This window comes from Paraburkholderia metrosideri, from assembly GCF_904848625.1.
GTDB classification, from domain to species: Bacteria; Pseudomonadota; Gammaproteobacteria; order Burkholderiales; family Burkholderiaceae; genus Paraburkholderia; species Paraburkholderia metrosideri.
Map to the genome: position 1 here is coordinate 77526 of NZ_CAJHCP010000020.1, position 22032 is coordinate 99557.

General features: G+C 62.0%; 21 protein-coding genes. 9 read left to right on the forward strand and 12 right to left on the reverse strand.

Annotated elements, in window-relative coordinates; genetic code table 11:
* Positions 1–32 precede the first annotated feature (32 nt).
* From yajC to queA, 3 genes are all read right to left on the reverse strand, one after another.
* Positions 33–362 carry a preprotein translocase subunit YajC gene (gene yajC, locus LMG28727_RS31520; protein WP_201646221.1) on the reverse strand — a complete coding sequence of 110 codons (330 nt, stop codon included), beginning with the start codon at positions 360–362 and terminating at the stop codon, positions 33–35.
* Positions 363–559: 197 nt separating this feature from the next.
* Positions 560–1774, reverse strand: coding sequence for a tRNA guanosine(34) transglycosylase Tgt (gene tgt, locus LMG28727_RS31525; RefSeq protein WP_236592508.1), 1215 nt, complete (start codon positions 1772–1774; stop codon positions 560–562).
* 184 nt (positions 1775–1958) lie between these two features.
* On the reverse strand, positions 1959–3014 hold the full coding sequence (queA, locus tag LMG28727_RS31530; RefSeq protein ID WP_201646222.1) for a tRNA preQ1(34) S-adenosylmethionine ribosyltransferase-isomerase QueA: 1056 nt from the start codon (positions 3012–3014) through the stop codon (positions 1959–1961).
* A gap of 148 nt (positions 3015–3162) precedes the next feature.
* Between queA and recG the strand changes: the two genes are divergently transcribed.
* The 8 genes from recG to ubiA all read left to right on the forward strand — a co-directional run bounded on the left by recG (position 3163) and on the right by ubiA (position 13028).
* Positions 3163–5562 carry an ATP-dependent DNA helicase RecG gene (gene recG / locus LMG28727_RS31535; RefSeq protein ID WP_201646223.1) on the forward strand — a complete coding sequence of 800 codons (2400 nt, stop codon included), beginning with the start codon at positions 3163–3165 and terminating at the stop codon, positions 5560–5562.
* A gap of 190 nt (positions 5563–5752) precedes the next feature.
* Entirely contained in the window at positions 5753–6712 is a 960-nt protein-coding gene (locus LMG28727_RS31540; protein WP_201646224.1) for a LysR substrate-binding domain-containing protein, read from the forward strand.
* A gap of 215 nt (positions 6713–6927) precedes the next feature.
* Positions 6928–7068: a hypothetical protein gene (locus LMG28727_RS31545; RefSeq protein WP_201646225.1), complete on the forward strand. Its 141-nt coding sequence runs from the start codon at positions 6928–6930 to the stop codon at positions 7066–7068.
* A gap of 141 nt (positions 7069–7209) precedes the next feature.
* The gene (locus LMG28727_RS31550; protein WP_201646226.1) at positions 7210–8661 is read left to right on the forward strand and encodes a catalase; all 1452 of its coding nucleotides are present in this window, start codon (positions 7210–7212) and stop codon (positions 8659–8661) included.
* Positions 8662–8735: 74 nt separating this feature from the next.
* A complete protein-coding gene (locus tag LMG28727_RS31555) occupies positions 8736–8906 on the forward strand; it encodes a hypothetical protein (protein ID WP_201646227.1) in 171 nt (56 codons plus the stop codon).
* Positions 8907–9058: 152 nt separating this feature from the next.
* The gene (locus LMG28727_RS31560) at positions 9059–9553 is read left to right on the forward strand and encodes a Dps family protein (RefSeq protein ID WP_201646228.1); all 495 of its coding nucleotides are present in this window, start codon (positions 9059–9061) and stop codon (positions 9551–9553) included.
* Positions 9554–10054: 501 nt separating this feature from the next.
* Positions 10055–11914 (forward strand): dihydroxy-acid dehydratase, encoded by a 1860-nt coding sequence (ilvD, locus tag LMG28727_RS31565; RefSeq protein WP_201646229.1) that lies wholly within the window; start codon positions 10055–10057, stop codon positions 11912–11914.
* A 250-nt stretch (positions 11915–12164) separates the two neighbouring features.
* The gene (gene ubiA, locus LMG28727_RS31570) at positions 12165–13028 is read left to right on the forward strand and encodes a 4-hydroxybenzoate octaprenyltransferase (RefSeq protein ID WP_201646230.1); all 864 of its coding nucleotides are present in this window, start codon (positions 12165–12167) and stop codon (positions 13026–13028) included.
* A 144-nt stretch (positions 13029–13172) separates the two neighbouring features.
* Here the strand turns inward: ubiA and proC are convergent, their stop codons facing one another.
* From proC to LMG28727_RS31600, 6 genes are all read right to left on the reverse strand, one after another.
* Entirely contained in the window at positions 13173–13988 is an 816-nt protein-coding gene (proC, locus tag LMG28727_RS31575; protein ID WP_201646231.1) for a pyrroline-5-carboxylate reductase, read from the reverse strand.
* Between the two features lie 57 nt (positions 13989–14045).
* Positions 14046–14744: a YggS family pyridoxal phosphate-dependent enzyme gene (locus LMG28727_RS31580; protein WP_201646232.1), complete on the reverse strand. Its 699-nt coding sequence runs from the start codon at positions 14742–14744 to the stop codon at positions 14046–14048.
* Between the two features lie 38 nt (positions 14745–14782).
* On the reverse strand, positions 14783–16009 hold the full coding sequence (gene glcF, locus LMG28727_RS31585) for a glycolate oxidase subunit GlcF (RefSeq protein ID WP_201646233.1): 1227 nt from the start codon (positions 16007–16009) through the stop codon (positions 14783–14785).
* A gap of 8 nt (positions 16010–16017) precedes the next feature.
* Positions 16018–17106 carry a glycolate oxidase subunit GlcE gene (gene glcE / locus LMG28727_RS31590; RefSeq protein WP_201646234.1) on the reverse strand — a complete coding sequence of 363 codons (1089 nt, stop codon included), beginning with the start codon at positions 17104–17106 and terminating at the stop codon, positions 16018–16020.
* A 139-nt stretch (positions 17107–17245) separates the two neighbouring features.
* The gene (locus LMG28727_RS31595; RefSeq protein ID WP_201646235.1) at positions 17246–18739 is read right to left on the reverse strand and encodes an FAD-linked oxidase C-terminal domain-containing protein; all 1494 of its coding nucleotides are present in this window, start codon (positions 18737–18739) and stop codon (positions 17246–17248) included.
* Between the two features lie 107 nt (positions 18740–18846).
* Complete coding sequence (locus LMG28727_RS31600; RefSeq protein WP_201646236.1) at positions 18847–20262, reverse strand: FAD-linked oxidase C-terminal domain-containing protein; 1416 nt, start codon at positions 20260–20262, stop codon at positions 18847–18849.
* A gap of 254 nt (positions 20263–20516) precedes the next feature.
* Between LMG28727_RS31600 and LMG28727_RS31605 the strand changes: the two genes are divergently transcribed.
* On the forward strand, positions 20517–21068 hold the full coding sequence (locus LMG28727_RS31605; protein ID WP_201646242.1) for a cob(I)yrinic acid a,c-diamide adenosyltransferase: 552 nt from the start codon (positions 20517–20519) through the stop codon (positions 21066–21068).
* Between the two features lie 19 nt (positions 21069–21087).
* Here LMG28727_RS31605 and LMG28727_RS31610 read toward each other — a convergent pair whose 3' ends face one another.
* The 3 genes from LMG28727_RS31610 to LMG28727_RS34700 all read right to left on the reverse strand — a co-directional run.
* Positions 21088–21420, reverse strand: a complete 333-nt coding sequence (locus LMG28727_RS31610; protein ID WP_201646237.1) for a helix-turn-helix domain-containing protein — start codon at positions 21418–21420, stop codon at positions 21088–21090.
* Positions 21417–21761: a type II toxin-antitoxin system RelE/ParE family toxin gene (locus LMG28727_RS31615; protein WP_201646238.1), complete on the reverse strand. Its 345-nt coding sequence runs from the start codon at positions 21759–21761 to the stop codon at positions 21417–21419. The genes LMG28727_RS31610 and LMG28727_RS31615 overlap by 4 nt, the downstream gene beginning before the upstream one ends.
* A gap of 193 nt (positions 21762–21954) precedes the next feature.
* On the reverse strand, positions 21955–22032 hold a 78-nt coding region (locus LMG28727_RS34700), incomplete at its 5' end, for an IS3 family transposase (RefSeq protein WP_328811583.1).

Here is a 22032-nt window from a genome sequence, read left to right on the forward strand (position 1 = left end):
GCGAGGCCGCGCCGGACGCGAGAGAGCCGGCCTTACAGCGACTTGATCGTGCCCTTCGGGAGAATCGTCGTGATCGACGCTTTTTGCACGGTGATTTCCGTGCCTTCCGAGATTTCGACGCCGACGTAAGCTTCACCCACCTTGGTGATCTTGCCCACGATGCCGCCGTTCGTCACCACTTCGTCGCCTTTAGCCATGGCGGAGAGCATGTTGCGGTGCTCTTTCTGGCGCTTCATTTGCGGGCGAATCATGATGAAGTACAGCACGCCGAACATCAGGATCAGCGGCAGGAAGCTCATCAGGTTCGATTCGATGCCACCTGCTGCTGTGCCTTGGGCAAAGGCATTGGAAATGAACGACACGTTGGTCTCTCCGTTATCAGTCAAACGATCAAAAAAATCAGCCGATTATTCTACCACCGGCCCGTTAAGCGTCGGCACGGGGAATCGGCTTTGCGATCAACCGTTTATGCCTTTTACACTGGCCAACGAAAGTTAATTGTAAGGTTTTCTCCGGCCACGACCGCGAAATCCTCTGCGGAAACTGCTGCCGGGTCTTGTCACGGTGCCTGTTCGATGCCGCGTGCACGGTTCTCGTGGAAGCGTTTGCGGAACGGCTCGAACATCTTTGCGTCGATGGCATCGCGCATTTCCTGCATCAGTTCGAGGTAGTAGTGCAGGTTGTGAATCGTATTTAGCTGCGCGCCGAGGATTTCGCCGACCCGGTGCAGGTGATGCAGATAGCCGCGCGTGAAATTGCGGCAGGTGTAGCAACCGCATTGTTCGTCGAGCGGACGCAGCGAGTTCTTGTGCGCGGCGTTGCGGATCTTGATGTCGCCGAAACGGGTGAACAGCCAGCCGTTGCGGGCGTTGCGGGTCGGCATCACGCAGTCGAACATGTCGACGCCGGCGGCCACCCCCGCCACCAGGTCTTCCGGCGTGCCGACGCCCATCAGGTAGTGCGGCTTGTTGGCCGGCAGCTTCGGACCGATGTGGTTCAGCACGCGCATCATGTCTTCCTTCGGCTCGCCGACCGACAGACCGCCGATTGCGAAGCCGTGGAAATCTTTCTCGGCGAGACCTGCCAGCGATTCGTCGCGCAAATCTTCGAACATGCCGCCCTGGACGATGCCGAACAACGCATTCGGGTTGCCCAGACGCTTGAATTCGTCGATCGAGCGTTGTGCCCAGCGCATCGACATGCGCATCGAATCGGCCGCTTCCTGATGCGAGGTCGGCACGTTATTGGTTGCGTACGGCGTGCATTCGTCGAATTGCATGACGATGTCCGAGTTCAGCACCTTCTGGATCTGCATCGACACTTCGGGCGACAGGAACAGCTTGTCGCCATTGATCGGTGATGCGAACGTGACGCCATCTTCGGTGATCTTGCGCAGATCGCCGAGCGAAAACACCTGGAAGCCGCCGGAGTCGGTCAGGATCGGCTTGTTCCAGCCCATGAAGCGGTGCAGGCCGCCGTGCGCCTCGATGGTTTCGAGACCCGGGCGCAGCCAAAGGTGGAACGTGTTGCCGAGAATGATCTGCGCGTGCATCTCTTCAAGCTCGCGCGGCTGGACCGCTTTCACCGTGCCGTAGGTGCCGACCGGCATGAAGATCGGCGTTTCGACCACGCCGTGATTCAGCGTGACACGGCCGCGGCGCGCCTGGCCGTCGGTGCCGAGCAGTTCGAATTTGAGGCCGTTTTCGGGGCGGACGTGATCGCCGAGGTACGCGCCGTGATCGGCGCGCGTGCTGCTGATGTGACCGTCGGTCATCTAGAGAACTCCTGTGCTACCGGAAAGCGCTTTGCGTGGGACCGGAGTAGCCGCTAAAGCGCCAACTCCGGTCGACAAGTCCGGCGCAAATGTTGAAACGCCGCCGGAAGGGCTCGCGGCGGCAGAGGAACTGCAAAAACTTGAAACGGCGGCGGTAGAGCGTGTCGGGCGGTTGGCCGGGCGTTCAGCCGTCGCGACGCGTCAGCAGCATCGCGTCGCCGTAGCTGAAGAAGCGGTACCGCTGCTCGATCGCGTGGCGATAGGCGGCGCGAATCGTTTCCACGCCCGCGAACGCCGACACCAGCATCAGCAAAGTCGACTTGGGCAGATGGAAATTCGTCACCAGCCGGTCGACCACGCGGAACTTATACCCCGGCGTGATGAAAATATCAGTCTCAGTACTCGCGGCGCCCAGCGGACGGCCCGCGGCGTCGGCGTCGCGCGCGGCGGCTTCCAGCGCGCGCATCGAGGTCGTGCCCACCGCGATCACGCGATTGCCGCGCGCTTTCGTCGCCGCGATCTTGTCGGCGAGCGACTGCGGCAGGTGATACCACTCGCTGTGCATCTTGTGTTCGTCGAGGTTTTCGACCCGCACCGGCTGGAACGTGCCCGCGCCGACGTGCAGCGTGAGCGTCGCGCGCTCCACACCGCGGGCGTCGAGTTTTGCGAGCAGCCCGTCGTCGAAATGCAGACCGGCGGTGGGGGCCGCGACCGCGCCCGGGTTTTGCGCGAACACCGTCTGGTAGCGGGTTTCGTCGGTCGAATCGGGGTCGTGCTCGATGTACGGCGGCAACGGCAGACGGCCGAATTGCTCGATCAGCGTCAGGCAGTCGTCGGGGAAATGCAGCGTGTAGAACGGTTCGACGCGCTCGCCGAGCGTGACGTCGAACGCATCGGCCAGGCGGATCGTGGTGCCCGGCTGCGGGCTCTTGCTCGCGCGGATTTGCGCAAGCGCCGTGCGTTCGCCCGTGAGGCGCTCTACCAGCACTTCGACCTTGCCGCCACTGGCCTTCTGGCCGAGGAAGCGCGCCTTCAGGACTTTGGTATCGTTGAAGATCAGCAGATCGCCCGGTGCGATGCACTCGGGCAATTCGGCAAAACGGCGGTCGATCAGACGCGCGGTGTCGGCTGAAGCGGAGTTCTCCACCTCGAGCAGGCGGCTGGCGCTACGCTCGGGTAGCGCAACTTGCGCGATCAGCTCGGGTGGCAGATCGAAATCGAAATCGGAAAGCGTAAGCATGCGAACGACTGGATGCGAATTGAGACTGAATTGAGCCGAAGCTTAAGCCGGACGGCTATGATTGCGGGACGCTGAACAGCCCGCGAGCCCGCGCGCGGTATGGCGTGCGAACCCTTTGACAGCCGATATTGTACTTGCGAAGCAGCCCATGCCTTTGTCCGACCGCCGATTGCCCTCCGCTAACGATGAAGAGAGCGCCGAACCGAAGCGCCGCGTCGCGCGGAATAGCGGGGCGCAGGAGGGTGGGGCGGCCGCCGGATTGACGGTACGGACGCGCGAAGCCGCGTCTGAAGACGGCAAGCCTGGTAAGGCGTCGGCGCAGAACCCGGGAGACGCGCCGGGCGACCTCTCGGGTAACGCATCGGCCGACACATCGGGTGACGCATCGAGTGACAACCCGCCGAACGAATTCGGCGACAAACCGGCAGGCAGACCCGCGGGCAGGTCTACTTCGAAGTCCGCCACGAAATCTGCCGCCAAGGCGCCCGTCACAACCGTCGACAAGCTCGCCAAACTCGGCCTCACGCGCGATATCGACCTCGTGCTGCATCTGCCAATGCGCTACGAGGACGAAACCTCGTTGACGCCCATCGGGCATCTGCTGCCAGGCGGTATCTCGCAGACCGAAGGCGTCGTGTTCGACAACGAGATCGCCTATCGCCCGCGCCGTCAGTTGCTGGTGAAACTGCACGACGATGCCGGCGACGAACTCGTGCTGCGCTTCCTGAATTTCTACGGCTCGCAGGTCAAGCAGATGGCGATCGGCGCGCGGCTGCGGGTGCGCGGCGACGTGCGCGGTGGTTTCTTTGGCATGGAGATGGTCCACCCGGCCGTGCGCGTCGTCGATGAAGACACGCCGCTGCCGCAGGCGCTGACGCCGGTTTATCCGAGCACCGCCGGTGTGACGCAGGCGTATCTGCGTAAATCGATCGACAACGCGTTGGCGCGTACGTCACTGCCCGAATTGCTGCCCGAGCCGATTGCGCGGGCTTATATGGAGCCGCTCGGCGTGCCGTCGCTGATGGACGCGGTGCGCACGCTGCATCATCCGGGTGTGCAGTCCGACGAAACTGCGTTGATCGACGGCACCCATCCGGCGTGGGTGCGCATCAAGTTCGAAGAGTTGCTCGCGCAGCAGATGTCGCTGAAACGCGCACACGACGAGCGCCGCACGCGCGCCGCGCCGGCCATGCCGCGTCGCAAGCTGGGCGACGAAGCGGCGCTGGTCGCGCGTCTGCTGAAGGCGCTGCCGTTTGCGCTGACCAAGGCACAGGAGCGCGTCGGCGGCGAGATCGCGCTGGATCTGACCCAGCCTCATCCGATGCAACGTCTGCTGCAAGGCGACGTCGGCAGCGGCAAGACGATCGTTGCCGCGCTCGCCGCCGCGCAGGCGATCGACGCCGGCTACCAGGCCGCGTTGATGGCCCCGACCGAAATCCTCGCCGAACAGCACGCGCGCAAATTGCGCGGCTGGCTGGAGCCGCTCGGCGTCTCCGTCGCGTGGCTGGCGGGCAGTCTGAAGACCCGCGAAAAACGCGCGGCAATCGAAGCCGCCGCACTCGGCACCGCGCAACTCGTGATCGGTACGCACGCCATCATTCAGGACGCGGTCGAGTTCGCGCGTCTTGGGCTCGTGATCGTCGACGAACAGCACCGCTTTGGCGTCGCGCAACGGCTCGCGTTGCGGGCCAAGGCGCAGAACGCCGCCGACGGCGCACGCGATTTCCAGCCGCATCAACTGATGATGTCCGCGACGCCGATTCCACGCACGCTTGCGATGACCTACTACGCCGACCTCGACGTGTCGACCATCGACGAATTGCCGCCCGGACGCACGCCGATCCTGACCAAGCTCGTTTCCGACGCGCGCCGCGAAGAGGTGATCGGCCGCGTGCGCGAGGCGGCGCTGACAGGGCGTCAGGTGTACTGGGTGTGTCCGCTGATCGAGGAAAGCGAGACCTTGCAGTTGCAGACCGCAGTCGAGACTTACGAGACGCTGGTCGCCGCGCTCCCCGAACTGAAGGTCGGGCTCGTGCATGGACGGCTCGCGCCCGCCGAGAAGGCCGCCGTGATGGACGCGTTCACGCGCAATGAAGTGCAGTTGCTGGTCGCGACGACGGTGATCGAAGTGGGCGTCGACGTGCCGAACGCGTCGCTGATGGTGATCGAGCACGCGGAGCGCTTCGGCCTCGCGCAGTTGCACCAGTTGCGCGGACGGGTCGGGCGCGGCAGCGCGGCGTCGGTGTGCGTGCTGCTCTACACCGGCCCTCTGTCGATGACAGCACGCGCGCGCTTGCAAACCATGCGCGAAACCACCGACGGCTTCGAGATCGCCCGCCGGGACCTCGAAATTCGCGGACCCGGCGAGTTTCTGGGCGCGAGGCAATCGGGCGCGGCGATGCTGCGATTTGCCGATCTCGAGAACGATCAATGGCTGATCGAACCGGCCCGCGAGGCGGCTGCCGCTTTGCTCGACAAGTATCCGGAAGTGGTGCTGCAGCATCTGGCGCGGTGGCTCGGCGCGCGCGAGCAGTATCTGAAGGCGTGATGTGACATCGGATGCGACATCGGGTTCGATGGGCGCTACGCGCGGCGGGAGTTCAGGATGTGGCAACCCGGCGCTGGCCTGCCGCCCGCCAGGATCGCCCGCGCGCACGCCCGAAACCAGAGGTTGGCGAACCGACCCTATCGGTGTATAACTAGAACCTATCGAATTCAATACACTGATTGGTCCCCGAATGACGCTCACCGAATTGAAATACATCGTTGCGGTTGCCCGCGAGCGGCACTTTGGCCGGGCTGCTGAAGCGTGTTTCGTTAGCCAGCCGACCTTATCGGTGGCGATCAAGAAGCTCGAAGACGAGCTCAACGTGCAGATTTTCGAGCGCGGTACGAGCGAAGTCAGCGTCACGCCGATCGGTGAGCAGATCGTCACGCAAGCCCAGCGCGTGCTCGAGCAGACGCTGGCCATCAAGGAAATTGCGAAGCAGGGTAAAGATCCGCTGGTCGGACCGCTGCGGCTCGGCGTGATTTATACGATCGGACCGTATCTGCTGCCCACCCTCGTCAAGCAGATGATCAAGCGCGTCCCGCAGATGCCGCTGATGCTGCAGGAAAATTACACACTCAAGCTGATCGAACTGCTGAAGCAGGGCGAAATCGACGTCGCCATCATGGCGCTGCCGTTTCCCGAAACCGGGCTGATGCTGCGTCCGCTGTATGACGAACCGTTTGTCGTCGCGCTGCCGTCGGGCCATGCATGGGAAAACCGCCAGAAAATCGACGCTGACGATCTGAAGCAGGAAACCATGTTGCTGCTCGGCAGCGGTCATTGCTTCCGCGATCATGTGCTGGGCGTGTGCCCGGAACTGATGCGTTTTTCTCAGAACGCCGACGGGATTCAGAAGACGTTCGAAGGGTCGTCGCTGGAAACGATTCGCCATATGGTCGCGAGCGGCGTCGGCATTACCGTGCTGCCGCGCATGTCGGTGCATGAGGTGAAGCCGCACGCGGGCGGGATCGACGCCGGCTTGCTCAGCTATGTCGCGTTCGACGAACCCGTACCGGATCGCCGCGTCGTGCTCGCGTGGCGTAAGAGCTTCACGCGGATGCCCGCTATCGAGGCTATCTGCGACGCGATCAACGCGTGCGAACTGCCGGGCGTCAAGAAGCTGGATCTGCCGGTCGCGGTCAACTGATCGGTAGTCTTGCAGGCCATGCTTTCGCGTTGCCTTGTCTTGGGCTGGCTGCACATTGTCCACGCAGACAGCCCGGCGATTACCCTGCGTGACGGGTAATGCCCCAATTACCTATCGAATAGATAAAATTAATCAAACACGATAGTTCGATAGCATTGTTATAGTTTCCTCCATGGATCGCCCGATCCCAGTCCAACAAGACCGAAGAGGAAATCATGACGCAACCGAATCCCCAGCAAGTTCAGGCCCTCGCCGCACAACCGGATAGCGCCGCCGCTGACAGCTTCGCCGCGACATTGCGGGGTATGCGCACGGTCGCGTTGTCGCTGCTGGTCGATCGGGCGTTGTCCGCGTAAAGCCACGTGAAGCCGCGTAAAGCGCTGTTAGGTACGTAAAAACGCGAAGCAGGCCGTCAGGCCGCAACGCATCGATGTCAGGCATCCGTGTGCCGTGCCTCTCCCCAATCTCATCCGATAAAAATCAAGCAGGAGTTCCGCATGTCCGAACAGAAGCTCACTAATGCCGCTGGCGCCCCGGTCGCCGATAACCAGAATTCGATGACCGCCGGCGTGCGCGGTCCGGTCGTCCTGCAAGATGTGTGGCTGCTCGAAAAGCTCGCTCACTTCGATCGTGAAGTGATTCCCGAGCGCCGCGTTCACGCCAAAGGCTCGGGCGCCTTCGGCACGCTGAAGGTCACGCACGACATCTCGCGCTACACGAAGGCCAAGGTGTTCGCCGAGGTCGGCAAGGAAACGCCGCTGTTCATGCGCTTTTCGACGGTGGCCGGCGAGCGTGGCGCCGCCGACGCCGAGCGCGACGTGCGCGGCTTCTCGATCAAGTTCTATACGGAAGAGGGCAATTGGGACGTGGTCGGCAACAACACGCCGGTGTTTTTCATTCGCGATCCGCTGAAGTTTCCGGACTTTATCCACACGCAAAAACGCGACCCCTACACCAACCTGCGCAGCAATGTCGCCGCCTGGGATTTCTGGGCGCGTCATCCGGAATCGCTGCATCAGGTCACGATTCTGATGAGTGATCGCGGCATCCCGCAAAATTTCCGCCAGATGCACGGCTTCGGTTCGCACACGTACTCGTTCATCAACGCGAACAACGAGCGCTTCTGGGTGAAGTTCCACTTCAAGTCGATGCAAGGCGTTGAGAACTTCACCGACGCTGAAGCCGCACAGGTCGTCGCGCAAGACCGTGAGAGCGCGCAGCGCGATCTGATCGGCAACATCGACGCGGGCAATTTCCCGAAGTGGCGCTTCGCGATTCAGGTCATGCCGGAAGCGGAAGCCGCGACGTATCGGTTCAACCCGTTCGACATCACGAAAGTGTGGTCGCAGAAAGACTATCCGTTGATCGACGTCGGCACGATCGAATTGAACCGCAACGCGCAGAACTATTTCGCGGATGTCGAGCAGGCCGCGTTCACGCCGGCTAACGTCGTACCGGGCATTGGTTTTTCGCCGGATCGTCTGTTGCAGGGCCGTCTGTTCTCATACGGCGACACGCAGCGTTATCGCCTCGGCATCAATCATCACCAGATCCCGGTGAACGCGTCGCGGGTAGCGAATCCGCACTCGTTCCATCGCGACGGCGGGATGCGCGTCGACGGCAATCTCGGCGGCAACGTGAACTACGAGCCGAACCGTTTCGGCGACTTCGCTCAGGACACGAACGCGTCGGAGCCGCCGCTCGCAGCGGGCACCGTGGATCGCTACGACCATCGCGCGGACGACGATTACTACACGCAGCCGGGCATGCTGTTCGCGCTGTTCGACGACGCGCAACGTCAGCGTCTGTTCGGCAATATCGCGCGCCATATCAACGGCGTGCCGCAGGAAATCGTCGCACGGCAGATCGAGCATTTTCGGCGTGCCGACCCGGCGTATGCGGAAGGTGTGATCGCCGCGCTGGCCGAATTGCAGGAAAGCAGCAGGTAACTCACTGAAGTAAACGCAGCAAAGCGGGATGCAACGGCGTCCCGCTGGTATCGATACGAACCCGGAGTACGCTCATGATCCAGATGATGATGGCCACAATTGGCTCGCCAGCCGCAAGCCATGCCGCCCGCGGCGCACCACAACGAACCGCGTTGATCTGGCGCAAGACAGTGGGATTCGCGATCGTCACGGGCGGTTTCGCGGTGGTCGTCGCACAGGCGCTGCAACACACACTGGGCGGCTGATTGCAGCCGTACCGCGAGTGCGGCAGGTGCCCACGGTACACACGAATGCCGCGGATTTCAGGCTAAACTGTCGAGCGTTCGATGTGTCGCGTTCGCTTTATGCAAACCGTCATTTTGCCGACCGGTTCGTATCACTCTTCAAAGGAGTCATCATGGCCAAGAAAGAAGCCGCAGCCGTACAGCACGTCAATATCGGAATCAGCGACAAGGATCGCAAGAAGATCGCAGAAGGTCTGTCGCGCCTGCTCGCCGACACCTACACGCTGTACCTGAAGACCCACAACTTCCACTGGAACGTGACGGGTCCGATGTTCAACACGTTGCACCTGATGTTCGAAACGCAATACAACGAACTGGCGCTGGCGGTCGATTCGATCGCTGAACGTATCCGCGCGCTGGGCGTTCACGCGCCGGGCAGCTACAAGGAATTCGCAAAGCTGTCGTCGATTCCGGAAGCGGACGGCGTGCCGGCTGCCGAAGACATGATCCGTCAACTGGTGGAAGGTCAGGAAGCCGTGGTGCGCACCGCCCGCGAGATTTTCCCGTCGACGGAAGCCGCCAACGACGAACCGACCGCCGACCTGCTGACGCAACGCATGCAAACGCATGAAAAGACCGCATGGATGTTGCGTTCGATGCTGGCTTGAGGTTGAGCCGGACCGCCGGACCGCTGGATCGCGCGACAAACGCGTCGCGACGTGCGGATAGGATGTCGAGTTGAAACGGTAACTGCTTTGCTTGTTTGCAAGCCTATCGCTTGACCTGTTAGCGATCTGGCTTTGCTCTTCTGGATACTGGTATTTCGACTACAACCCTTTGAGACTTGTTTCTCAAAGGGTTTTTTCTATTCTCATCGGGTGAACAGTAATTGTCTTCAGGACGAGAACCGTAAGACTGGGCGTGTCCGAACTCGCGCGGCGTGGGACGACAGTCCATTTCGTATCCGATCGGATCCCAAGCGGGTATCGATCCCGCGTGTAAAGAGGTTGAACACCTCACCATCGCCCCCTTGACCGACACACCCCTACCGCCTGTGGGATAATCGGCGTTTGCCCAGAGCGCGGCTCACAAGGTTGTTCGCACGGGCGCGCGAGGGCCTTTATTCCCACGGCCCGCTTCCTTACTGCGATATTTCTCCCACAACCACAATGCCCGAATACCGTTCCAGAACCACCACCGCTGGCCGCAATATGGCGGGTGCACGCTCGCTGTGGCGCGCCACCGGCATGAAAGACGAAGACTTTTCCAAGCCGATCATCGCGGTCGTCAATTCGTTCACCCAGTTCGTGCCCGGCCACGTGCACCTGAAGGATCTCGGCCAGCTCGTCGCGCGCGAAATCGAAGCTGCGGGTGGCGTCGCCAAAGAATTCAACACCATTGCCGTCGACGACGGCATCGCCATGGGCCACGACGGCATGCTGTATTCGCTGCCCAGCCGCGACATCATCGCGGATTCGGTCGAATACATGGTCAATGCGCACTGCGCGGACGCGATGGTGTGCATCTCCAATTGCGACAAGATCACCCCGGGCATGCTGATCGCCGCAATGCGTCTGAACATTCCGGTGATCTTCGTATCGGGTGGCCCGATGGAAGCCGGCAAGACGAAGCTGGCTAATCCCGTCACGAAGACGCTCGAGTTCAAGAAGCTCGATCTCGTCGACGCAATGGTGATCGCAGCGGACTCGTCCTATTCCGACGCCGACGTGGCCGAAGTGGAACGCTCGGCATGCCCGACCTGCGGTTCGTGCTCGGGCATGTTCACGGCTAACTCGATGAACTGCCTGACCGAAGCGCTGGGCCTGTCGCTGCCGGGTAACGGCACGGTAGTCGCCACGCACGCGGATCGCGAGCAACTGTTCAAGCGCGCGGGCCGCCGTATCGTGGAACTGGCTCGCCAGTACTACGAGCATGACGAAGAACGCATCCTGCCGCGCTCGGTGGGTTTCAAGGCGTTCGAAAACGCGATGACGCTCGACATCGCGATGGGCGGTTCCACCAACACCATCCTGCACTTGCTGGCGATTGCACGCGAAGCCGAAATTGACTTCACGATGGACGACATCGACCGTCTGTCGCGTATCGTGCCGCAACTGTGCAAGGTCGCGCCGAACACGAACAAGTACCACATCGAAGACGTGCATCGCGCGGGCGGCATCATGGCGATCCTCGGCGAGCTGGACCGTGCGGGCAAGCTGCACACCGACGTGCCGACCGTGCACACGCCGACGCTGAAAGACGCGCTGGATCAGTGGGATATCGTCCGTACGCAGGACGAAGCTGTGCGCACGTTTTATCAGGCGGGTCCGGCAGGCGTTCCGACCCAGGTCGCGTTCAGCCAGAACACGCGTTGGCCGAGCCTCGACACGGATCGCGCCGAAGGCTGCATCCGTTCGTACGAGCACGCATTCTCGAAGGAAGGCGGTCTGGCTGTGCTGACCGGCAACATCGCGCTGGACGGCTGCGTGGTGAAGACGGCGGGCGTCGACGAAAGCATTCTGGTGTTCGAAGGCACGGCGCACGTCACCGAATCGCAGGACGAGGCGGTAGAGAACATCCTGAACGACAAGGTCAAGGCTGGCGACGTCGTGATCGTCCGCTACGAAGGTCCGAAGGGCGGTCCTGGCATGCAGGAAATGCTCTACCCGACGAGCTACATCAAGTCGAAGGGTCTGGGCAAAGCCTGCGCGCTGCTGACGGACGGCCGCTTCTCCGGCGGTACGTCGGGTCTGTCGATCGGTCATTGCTCGCCTGAAGCGGCAGCCGGCGGCGCGATCGGTCTGGTGCGCGATGGCGACAAGATCCGCATCGACATTCCGAACCGGACAATCAACGTATTGCTGTCCGACGAAGAGCTGGCGCGGCGCCGCGCAGAGCAGGACGCGAAGGGCTGGAAGCCTTCGAAGGTGCGTCCGCGGAAGGTGTCGGCGGCGCTCAAGGCGTATGCGAAGCTGGTGATGTCCGCTGACAAGGGCGCCGTGCGCGACTTGTCGTTGCTGGACGACTGATACGGCGGCGGGTTTGTTCGTGGCCCGTGTCTGCTGATGAAGCCGCTCTTCGGAGCGGCTTTTTTATTGCCGCGTGGAGGGCGATGGGGGTTTGCGTTCGAACGCGTTTGTTTTTTGCTAGTCGAGCCGAGCCAAGTCAAGTCAAGCCGAGCCAAGCCAAGCCAAGCGCGTCCCGCCCGCCTGAAACTTGCTCGCTCCCCGCATCCCGTAAAATAGCGACACCCGTCTCCGCACTTCACCGAATCCGCCCATGTTCGCCCGACTTCCCCTGTATTTGCGGCTCGTCCGCATGGACAAGCCGATCGGCAGCCTGCTGCTGCTGTGGCCGACGCTCAACGCGCTGTGGATTGCGTCCGACGGGCATCCGTCGTGGCCACTGCTGGTAATTTTTACCGTGGGCACGATATTGATGCGCTCCGCAGGCTGCGCGATCAACGATTACGCGGACCGCGATTTCGACCGCTACGTGAAGCGCACCGAAAATCGGCCGATCACATCGGGCAAGATCAAGGCATGGGAAGCGGTGGCGCTGGCAGCGGGTTTGTCGCTGCTCGCATTTCTGCTGATCCTGCCGCTGAATACGCTGACGAAGGAGCTCTCGGTCGCGGCGCTGTTTGTCGCTGGCTCGTACCCATTCACCAAGCGTTTCTTTGCGATTCCGCAAGCGTATCTCGGCATCGCGTTCGGCTTCGGCATTCCGATGGCGTTCGCCGCGATTCAGGGCCACGTGCCGATGCTTGCGTGGGTAATGCTGCTGGCCAATGTGTTCTGGTCAGTCGCGTACGACACCGAATACGCGATGGTCGATCGCGACGACGACATCAAGATCGGCATTCGCACATCGGCGCTGACATTCGGCCGTTTCGACGTTGCGGCGATCATGCTGTGCTATGCAGTGACGCTGGGGATTTACGTCGGCATCGGCGTGATGCTGGGTTTCGGCATGCTGTACTGGCTGGGGTGGGCGGCCGCCGTAGGCTGCGCGATCTATCACTACACGCTGATTCGCAAGCGCGAACGGATGGCGTGCTTCGCGGCATTCCGGCATAACAACTGGCTGGGTGGTGCGTTATTTGTCGGAATTGCGGCGCATTATCTGATGGCCGCGGGTTGAGCGCTTTGCTCCGCCACGCACGCACATTGAGTGCCGTAGGCGCCGCCCTGGTTCGAACCTGAGGCGGCAGCGTCCTACGGCTGATCGATTTCCTGCCTGTCACGCATCACGAGGCTTGAAGCGCCGACCTGCGCTTCAATTCCCTTACTGCTTGCCAAACTCGTCGCCCATTTCCTTCGCGCGAGCATCGGCGGCGAGCACGCCACGCACGATCGCATCCTTGATCCCGCTCGCGTCGAACGATGCGAGCGCCGCCGCCGTCGTGCCGCCCTTCGACGTCACGCGTTCGCGCAACAGGCTCGGCGGCTCGTCGGAATTCGCGGCCAGTTGCGCGGCGCCAGTGAAGGTCGCGACAGCGAGTGCGCGGCCTTGCGCGTCGTCCATGCCGAGCTGGCGCGCGGCTTCCTGCAACGCTTCGATGAAATAGAACACGTAGGCCGGTCCGCTGCCCGAGATCGCGGTGACGGCGTCGATCTTTGCTTCGTCGTCGAACCAGACCGTGTCGCCGACCGCGCCCAGTACTTGCGATGCAAGCGCGCGCCCCGCTTCGTCGACGCCAGCAGTCGCGACCAGTCCCGTCACGCCCATGCCGATCAGCGCCGGGGTATTCGGCATCACGCGTACGATGCGGCCGTGGCCGTTCAACCAGCGCGACATGTCGTCCATCCGGATTCCAGCGACGATGCTGATGACTAGTTGCGATGCAGTCAGATGCGGCGCGATCGACTCGGCGACGCTCTTCAGGATTTGCGGTTTGACCGCCAGCACCACGGCGTCATACGCGGCGAGCGCCTGGTCCGCCGACGCGCCGGTGCGCACGCCGAACTGCTCTTCATTGCGCTTGCGCGCGTCTTCGTTGGGATCGATCGCGTAGAGGTCAGCGGGCGCGACGCCACGTTTGATAAGGCCGCCGATCAACGCAGCGGCCATGTTGCCACCGCCGATAAAAGCAATTTTCATGATGTTCCGGATGAGGTTCGGTGAAGAGCCCTTGAGGTCCACGGAGGCCCACCAGGGTTAGTTAGAGTAATCCCGTGCGCCGAAAATCGCGGTGCCGACCCGCACGATCGTCGCCCCTTCCAGCACGGCGGCTTCGAGGTCGCTCGACATGCCCATCGACAGCGTGTCGAGTTCGAGCCCGTCATCACACAGACGCTCGAACAATTCGCGCAATGCACGATGCGGTGCGCGTTGTGCTTCGATGTCGCCGGCAGGCTCGGGAATGGCCATCAGCCCACGCAGATTCAGTTTCGGCAACGCAGCGATCTGCTGCGCGACTTCGACCGCTTCGGCAATACTCACGCCGCTTTTCGATGCCTCGCCGCTGACGTTCACCTGCAAGCACACATTCAGCGGCGGCAGGTTCTCAGGACGTTGCTCGGACAGCCGCTGTGCGATCTTCAGCCGGTCGACCGAATGCACCCAGTCGAAATGCTCGGCGACGGGCCGCGTCTTGTTCGATTGCAGCGGGCCAATGAAATGCCATTCGAGCGACGCGCGCAGATCGGCCAGCGTTTCGATCTTGGTCAGCGATTCCTGCACGTAGTTTTCACCGAACGCACGCTGACCGGCAGCGTGCGCGGCGCGCACGTCTTCGGCAGGAAAGGTCTTGGAGACCGCGAGTAACGTGACCGAACGCGCGTCGCGTCCGGCCGCCTGCGCGGCCACGGCGATGCGCTGTTGCACCGCTGCGAGATTGTGAATCAGATCGGGCATGGAACGGAACCGGTAGTCCAGCGAAGGCAATGACTGGATTATACGGACAGCATGTGTTCCACCAACTCGATCCAATGCGCGACTGGCGTGGGTGTGCCGCTTTGCAAATGCGCAATGCAGCCGACATTCGCCGACACGATCACCTGTGGCTCCTGCGCGTGCAAGCGCTCGAGCTTCTGATCGCGCAGCGCGTACGAGAGCCTGGGCTGGGTCAGCGAGTACGTGCCGGCCGAACCGCAACACAGATGACTGTCGGCGGGAAGGCGCACTTCGAGACCTAGCGCGGTGAGCAAATGCTCGACCTTGCCGCGCACCTGCTGACCATGTTGCAACGTGCAGGGCGGATGAAAGGCGACCGTGTGAACCGAGCGGCGGCGCGTTTGCGCGACCAGTGCTTCTTCGAACTCCGGCAGGATCTCCGAGATGTCGCGGGTCAATTCGACGATGCGGCGCGCCTTTTCCGCGTAAGCCGGGTCGTGGCGTAACAGGTGCGCGTATTCCTTGACCGTTGCACCGCAGCCTGACGCGTTCATCACGATCGCTTCGGCGCCCTGTTCGACGTAAGGCCACCATGCGTCGAGGTTGGCGCGCAGGTCGTCGAGGGCTTCATCGTTATAGCCGAGATGCAGGCGGATCGCGCCGCAGCAGCCGGCATCCGGTGCAATCACGGTTTCGATGCCGAGCGCGTCGAGCACCCGCGCGGTCGCGATGTTGACGTTCGGCATCATCGATGGTTGCACGCAACCGGCCAGCATCAGCATCTTGCGCGGATGTTTCGCGCTCGGCCATTCGAGCGGACGTTGACGCGCAGGCACCTTGTCGCGCAGCTTCTTCGGCAGAAGAGGGCGAAAGTGCTGACCGAGTTTCATGGTCGGCGTGAAAATCGCGCTGTTCGGCACGACGCTCGCCAGCAGGCGGCGCGTGAGCCGCTGACGCAGCGGCCGCGTTACTTTTTCTTCGGCGATCTTGCGGCCGATTTCTACCAGCCGCCCATATTGCACGCCCGATGGACAGGTCGACTCGCAACTGCGGCAGGTCAGGCAGCGGTCGAGGTGAACCTGCGTGCTGCGTGTGACCGGTGCGCCTTCCACCATCTGCTTGATCAGATAGATGCGCCCGCGTGGGCCGTCGAGTTCGTCGCCGAGTATCTGGTAGGTCGGGCAGGTGGCCGTGCAAAAACCACAATGCACGCAATTGCGCAGAATGGCGTCGGCTTCGTCGCCGTCGGGTGTATTGCGAATGAAGTCCGCGAGGTTGGTTTGCATCGCGTCGCTCAGAAGTCGGAGTAGAGACGGCCGCGATTGAAGATGCGGGCCGGGTCGAAAGCGTTTTTCAGACCGCGATGAATTTTCATCAGCGGTGCGGGCAGCGGGGTGAATACGCCGGCGCTGCGATCGTAGCCGTGGCCAGTGCGGAAAATCGTGGCATGACCGCCGGCCTGCTTGGCGCTGATGCGCACGGTTTGCGCGTCGGTGTCGGTAATCCACCAGCGCTGGCCGCCGCCCCATTCCATCAGTTGCGCGCCGGGCAGCTGCATTGGCTCGGTGATGGACGGCAACGCGAGACGCCAGAGCGCGGCCTTTGGCGGGATGCCCGAGAAGAACGTGTCGGTCTGTTCGCGCAGGCCGGACCAGAAACGTTCCGCCTCGACCGCATCGACCACTTCGCCGCCGAGGGAAGTGCGCGCCGCCTTGACTGCCGCTTCAGCGCCGGCCAACCGCACGACTAGTGTGCCGTGGCGCCACGCGCTGGCCGTGATCGGCAACGGCCGGCCGCCCCATTCGTTGAGCTTACGAACCGCGTCGGTGCCATTCATATCGAACTTGATGGTGGCTTCGGTCGGCGGCAATGGCAGCACCTTTACCGACAGTTCGAGAATCAGGCCGAGGGTGCCGAGCGAGCCGGCCAACAGACGGGAAACGTCATAACCGGCGACGTTTTTCACCACCTGTCCGCCAAAATGCAGCTTCTGGCCTTGCCCGTTCATGACGACCGCGCCGAGCACGAAGTCGCGCACTGCGCCCGCAGCGGGTCGACGCGGACCGGAGATGCCAGCGGCAACACAGCCGCCAAGCGTAGCCTGCGGGCCGAAGTGCGGCGGTTCGAACGCGAACATCTGGTCGTGTTCGGCGAGTGCTGCTTCGATTTCCAGCAGCGGCGTGCCTGCCCGCGCGGTGATGACCAGTTCCGCTGGATCGTACGCGATGATGCCGCGGTGAGCGCGCGTGTCGAGGATGTCACCTTCCAGCGTCTGGCCATACCAGTCTTTGGTGCCGCCGCCGCGGATGCGCAACGCGCGTCCTTCGGCGCTGGCCGAACGCACGCGTTCCGACCATACGGCGACGATGTCGTCCTCTTCCATGGTGTCCTGCTTCGTTGTGTTTCGATTGATTGTACCTGGCGGGGGCTCGCTGGCAACCAGGAGCGGACCCGCATCGGGTAATCAGGGTGGCGGGGCCTAAGACCCGACACCGAAGCAGTTCTTACGTTTTTATAACTGACTAGAAGCGCGGCAATTCAGGGTGGGGCAACAAGCCGCCCCGCACATGCATCTTGCCGTATTCGGCGCACCGCGCCCGCGTGGGAATGCCCTTGTCGGGGTTAAGGAGGCCGGGCGAGTCGAAGGCCCGTTTGACCGCGTGGAAGGCGTCACGCTCTTCGGGCGAAAACTGCACGCACATCGAGTTGATCTTCTCGATGCCGACGCCGTGCTCACCCGTGACTGTGCCACCCAGTTCCACGCAGGCTTCGAGAATGTCGCAACCAAAAGCCTCGGCACGGTGCCACTCATCCTGGTCGTTGCCGTTAAAGAGGATCAGCGGATGCATATTGCCGTCGCCCGCATGGAACACGTTGATGCAGCGCAGGCTGTAGCGCTTTTCCATTTCCTCGATACGCGCGAGCAGCGGCCCGATACTGCGGCGCGGCACGGTGCCGTCCATGCAGTAATAGTCGGGTGAGATGCGGCCGGCGGCCGGAAATGCATTCTTGCGACCGGACCAGAAACGCAGCCGCTCGGCCTCCGAGCGGGAAATCTGAATTCGCGTTGCGCCCTGTTCACGCAACACCGCGGTCATGCGCACGATTTCGTCGGCGACTTCTTCAGGCGTGCCGTCTGATTCGCACAGCAGGATGGCCGCCGCGTCGAGGTCGTAGCCCGCGTTGACGAATTCTTCAACGGCACGCGTGGCCGGTTTGTCCATCATCTCGAGGCCCGCCGGAATGATGCCCGCCGCAATGATGCCGGCCACCGCATCGCCGCCTTTCACCACGTCGTCGAAGCTGGCCATGATGACCTGCGCAGTCTGCGGTTTCGGGATCAGCTTGACCGTGACCTCGGTGACGATCGCAAACATGCCTTCGCTGCCGATCATCACCGCCAGCAGATCGAGACCGGGTGAGTCGGGCGCGAGCGAGCCAAATTCGACGATCTCGCCTTCCATCGTCACCGCGCGTACGCGCAACACGTTGTGCACGGTGAGGCCGTATTTGAGGCAATGCACGCCGCCCGAATTCTCCGACACATTGCCGCCGATCGTGCATGCGATCTGTGACGATGGGTCGGGCGCGTAGTACAGCCCGTATGGCGCGGCTGCCTCGGAGATCGACAGGTTGCGCACGCCGGGCTGCACGGTGGCGGTTCGTGCATACGAGTCGACTTCGACAATTTTTCTGAAGCGTGCAAGCGACACCACCACGCCATGACGGATCGGCATGGCGCCCCCGGACAAACCGGTGCCCGCGCCACGCGGCACGATTGGCACTTCGAGACGGTGGCAAATCTGCACGATGCGTTGCACCTGCGATTCCGTTTCGGGTAACGCAACCGCAAGCGGTAGACGCCGGTAGGCAGCGAGGCCATCGCATTCATAAGCGACGGTGTCTTCTTCACGGTACAGCAGACAGTGGGTCGGCAGTACGGCCATCAGCGCCTGTACGACTTCGCGCTGGCGCTGGGCAAGTACTTCAGCCGTCAGTTCAGCGGGTGCGTTCATGTGACTTGTCTCCTCCAGCTTTGACTGATCGTGCTTTTCGGGGCTGGCGCGCGCGCTTTAAAAACGCCGCCGCGCCTTTGCCGCGTCTTTGTGACGCGTGAGCTACGTCAAGCTGCCCAAGCGAAAATCTTTCCTGGGTTCATCAGATTGTGCGGATCGAGCGCGTGCTTGATCGAGCGCATCGTATCTACTGCGACGTCACCGTGTTCTTCGAGCAGGAAGCCCATCTTGTGCAAGCCGACACCATGTTCGCCCGTGCACGTGCCGTCCATGCGCAGCGCGCGGTGGACGATGAGGTGGTTGAGCCGCTCGGCTTCGATGAGTTCTTCCGGTTTGTTAGGATCGACGAGGATCGCGACGTGGAAATTGCCGTCGCCGACATGGCCGACAATCGGGCAGGGCAGCGGTGACGCGTTCAGGTCCTTTTCAGTTTCTATCACGCATTCGGCGAGGCGCGAGATCGGTACGCAAACATCCGTGGTGACGGCTCGGCAACCGGGCTTCAACTGGAGCATCGCGAAGTAGGCGTTGTGACGCGCGTTCCACAGACGGCTGCGGTCTTCCGGCCGGGTTGCCCATTCAAACCCTTCGCCGGAATTTTGCGCGGTGATTTCCTGGACCAGTTCGACCTGCTCCTTGACGCCGGCCTCGGTGCCATGAAATTCAAAGAACAGCGTGGGCGCTTCACGCAGCGTCAGATTCGAATGACGATTGATGGCGCGGATGGCGAGCGAGTCGACAAATTCCACGCGCGCGATCGGCACACCCATCTGGATCGTCTCGATGACGGAACGCACCGCGTCGCCCATGGACGGAAAAGCACAGATCGCAGCGGACACCGCCTCGGGTTGCGGATAAAGGCGCACGGTGATTTCCGTGATCACGCCAAGCGTGCCTTCGGAACCAACAAAGAGACGCGTGAGGTCGTAGCCTGCCGACGATTTGCGCGCCCGCGTACCGGTTTTAATCACGCGGCCGTCGGCGAGAACCACGGTGAGTCCAAGCACGTTCTCGCGCATCGTGCCGTAGCGCACGGCATTCGTACCCGACGCGCGCGTGGCCGACATGCCGCCGATGCTGGCGTCCGCGCCCGGGTCGATCGGGAAGAACAGCCCAGTGTCGCGCAGTGCTTCATTCAACTGCTTGCGCGAAATGCCCGGCTCGACGGTGACCGTCAGGTCTTCGGCGTTAATGGACAGGACCCGGTTCATTTCGGACAAGTCGATCGACACGCCGCCTTGCACGGCCAGCAAGTGTCCTTCGAGCGATGATCCGTTACCGTAAGGAATGATCGGCACGTTGTACTGACCGCATAGCCTGACGACGGTTTGCACGTCTTCGGTGTTACGCGCGAACACGACCGCGTCGGGCAGTTGGGGATCGAACGGCGATTCGTCACGGCCGTGGTGGGTGCGAACGGCTTCGGCAACCGACACGCGCTCACCGAAGGCGGCTTTGAGCGCGCTCAGCAACTCGGCGGGAAACGGCCGGCGCAGCGGGGCCGGTGGCACGGGATGGTTCACGCTTGTCTCCTGATTTTTGGGGCAATGCTGTTTGCAGCAGGTGTTTCATTTTACGCCGATCGCCCGCGGGCCGCCGTCGGGGCGGCGACCGCTCCTATAATGGCGGCGACTTCACGATGCGCGCAATATGGATAAACGCGGTGGCTTTACTGGCCGTTTTAACCTACGTGCGGCGGGGCCGCGCTTTCACCTTTGAGCCTTCCTTTTAAGTCGTATTGCATGGACGCATCGTTACTGAATGCATGGGAGAAATGATGGGCAACCGCTTGAGCAAGATCGCCACTCGTACAGGCGATGACGGCACCACCGGTCTCGGCGACGGCCGCCGCGTACGCAAGGACAGCGCGCGCATTGCCGCGATCGGCGACGTGGACGAACTCAATTCGAACCTCGGCGTGCTGTTGTGCGAAAACCTGCCGGACAGCGTGCGCGCGGCGCTGGTTGCGATCCAGCATGACCTGTTCGATCTGGGCGGTGAGCTCTGCATTCCTGGCCACACGATGATCACCGAGCAGCATCTTGTGCAACTCGACACCTGGCTCGCCGACTACAACGCCGCGTTGCCGCCGCTGAAGGAGTTCATCCTGCCGGGCGGCTCGCGCGCGGCCGCGCTTGCTCACGTGTGCCGCACGGTTTGCCGCCGCGCCGAACGGGCGATTGTCGCGCTAGGGGAGGACGAGCCGGTCAATGCGGCGCCGCGTCAGTACGTGAACCGGCTGTCCGACCTGCTGTTCGTGCTCGCTCGCGTGCTGAATCGCGCGGACGGTGGTGCCGACGTGCTGTGGCAACACGAGCGTCAAGCGTAAGCCTCGCTGTCGTCCACGGCTAACCAACGGCCAGCGTCACCGGCTTGCCGATCCGGCTCATCATTTCCACCAGTGTGTCGATGGTGAACTTGGTGGTTTTCTTGTTGACCACGTCGGACACGCGCGGGCGCGACACCATCAGAATTTCTGCGGCCTCGGCTTGCTTCAGATGATGTTGTTCGATCCAGCTCGAGAGTTCAGTCATCAGCTGCTCCTTGAGCAGCCGTGTGTCGTTAATCTGCTTTTGCGACGCCGCGTAGAGACGCTTCGCCTCGTCGGGTGAAAAGCCCAGTTCGACGAACAGATTGGCACCGGGCTTTGTCACGTGACGAATTTTTGTGTCGGTCGTCATTGTTCAGTTTTCCTATCAGTGAGGATGGCGCGATATCGCGTCGCGGCAATCTTTTTGTCGAGCGGTCCCAGCTTTTGTGATTTCTTCTGGAAGCAGTGCAGTACATACAGCGCTTCGACAAATTTCGTCACATACATGACGCGGAAAATGCCTTCGGATTCCCGAATGCGAATTTCGCGTGTTCCGGGGCCGATAGAGTCGAACGGCTTCCAGTCGTCAGGGTCGAGCCCAGCCTGAATCTTGCGAAGCTGAAACCCTGCCCGACGCCGTGGCTCCTCGGGAAAAGCGAGTAAATCGCGAAAGCTGGAGCCCAGCCAGCGTATTTCTTTTTCGTGCTCCATAGCCGCCTTTCGTGTACAAAATATTATACGTAACGCGCCGTGCGGTCAAGTCATAAGCGACCTCGAAGCGATCCGGCGATGAGTCGTTACGGTACAGAGACGGTTCACGAAGCACCATTCGTCCGTTCGGCTAGTGCCATAAAAAAAGCCCGGCTCGAATTGAACCGACCCCGCAAAGTTGGACAGTTGTTGGCTAATGCCGTGAGGGCTGGGTTCTGTACATCACAGGACTCAGCCCTTTCAGCTTGAGCTTGATGCGGTGGTGATTGTA

Excerpts from the sequence above, each read along its gene's own strand:
- LMG28727_RS31595 (WP_201646235.1), bottom strand. The coding sequence starts at position 18,739 with ATGAACGCACCCGCTGAACTGACGGCTGAAGTACTTGCCCAGCGCCAG.
- LMG28727_RS31540 (WP_201646224.1), top strand. The coding sequence starts at position 5,753 with ATGACGCTCACCGAATTGAAATACATCGTTGCGGTTGCCCGCGAGCGG.
- LMG28727_RS31615 (WP_201646238.1), bottom strand. The coding sequence starts at position 21,761 with ATGGAGCACGAAAAAGAAATACGCTGGCTGGGCTCCAGCTTTCGCGAT.
- LMG28727_RS31545 (WP_201646225.1), top strand. The coding sequence starts at position 6,928 with ATGACGCAACCGAATCCCCAGCAAGTTCAGGCCCTCGCCGCACAACCG.
- LMG28727_RS31580 (WP_201646232.1), bottom strand. The coding sequence starts at position 14,744 with ATGCCCGATCTGATTCACAATCTCGCAGCGGTGCAACAGCGCATCGCC.
- queA (WP_201646222.1), bottom strand. The coding sequence starts at position 3,014 with ATGCTTACGCTTTCCGATTTCGATTTCGATCTGCCACCCGAGCTGATC.
- proC (WP_201646231.1), bottom strand. The coding sequence starts at position 13,988 with ATGAAAATTGCTTTTATCGGCGGTGGCAACATGGCCGCTGCGTTGATC.
- LMG28727_RS31560 (WP_201646228.1), top strand. The coding sequence starts at position 9,059 with ATGGCCAAGAAAGAAGCCGCAGCCGTACAGCACGTCAATATCGGAATC.
- glcF (WP_201646233.1), bottom strand. The coding sequence starts at position 16,009 with ATGCAAACCAACCTCGCGGACTTCATTCGCAATACACCCGACGGCGAC.
- ilvD (WP_201646229.1), top strand. The coding sequence starts at position 10,055 with ATGCCCGAATACCGTTCCAGAACCACCACCGCTGGCCGCAATATGGCG.
- LMG28727_RS31605 (WP_201646242.1), top strand. The coding sequence starts at position 20,517 with ATGGGCAACCGCTTGAGCAAGATCGCCACTCGTACAGGCGATGACGGC.
- LMG28727_RS31610 (WP_201646237.1), bottom strand. The coding sequence starts at position 21,420 with ATGACGACCGACACAAAAATTCGTCACGTGACAAAGCCCGGTGCCAAT.
- ubiA (WP_201646230.1), top strand. The coding sequence starts at position 12,165 with ATGTTCGCCCGACTTCCCCTGTATTTGCGGCTCGTCCGCATGGACAAG.
- recG (WP_201646223.1), top strand. The coding sequence starts at position 3,163 with ATGCCTTTGTCCGACCGCCGATTGCCCTCCGCTAACGATGAAGAGAGC.
- LMG28727_RS31555 (WP_201646227.1), top strand. The coding sequence starts at position 8,736 with ATGATCCAGATGATGATGGCCACAATTGGCTCGCCAGCCGCAAGCCAT.
- glcE (WP_201646234.1), bottom strand. The coding sequence starts at position 17,106 with ATGGAAGAGGACGACATCGTCGCCGTATGGTCGGAACGCGTGCGTTCG.
- tgt (WP_236592508.1), bottom strand. The coding sequence starts at position 1,774 with ATGACCGACGGTCACATCAGCAGCACGCGCGCCGATCACGGCGCGTAC.
- LMG28727_RS31550 (WP_201646226.1), top strand. The coding sequence starts at position 7,210 with ATGTCCGAACAGAAGCTCACTAATGCCGCTGGCGCCCCGGTCGCCGAT.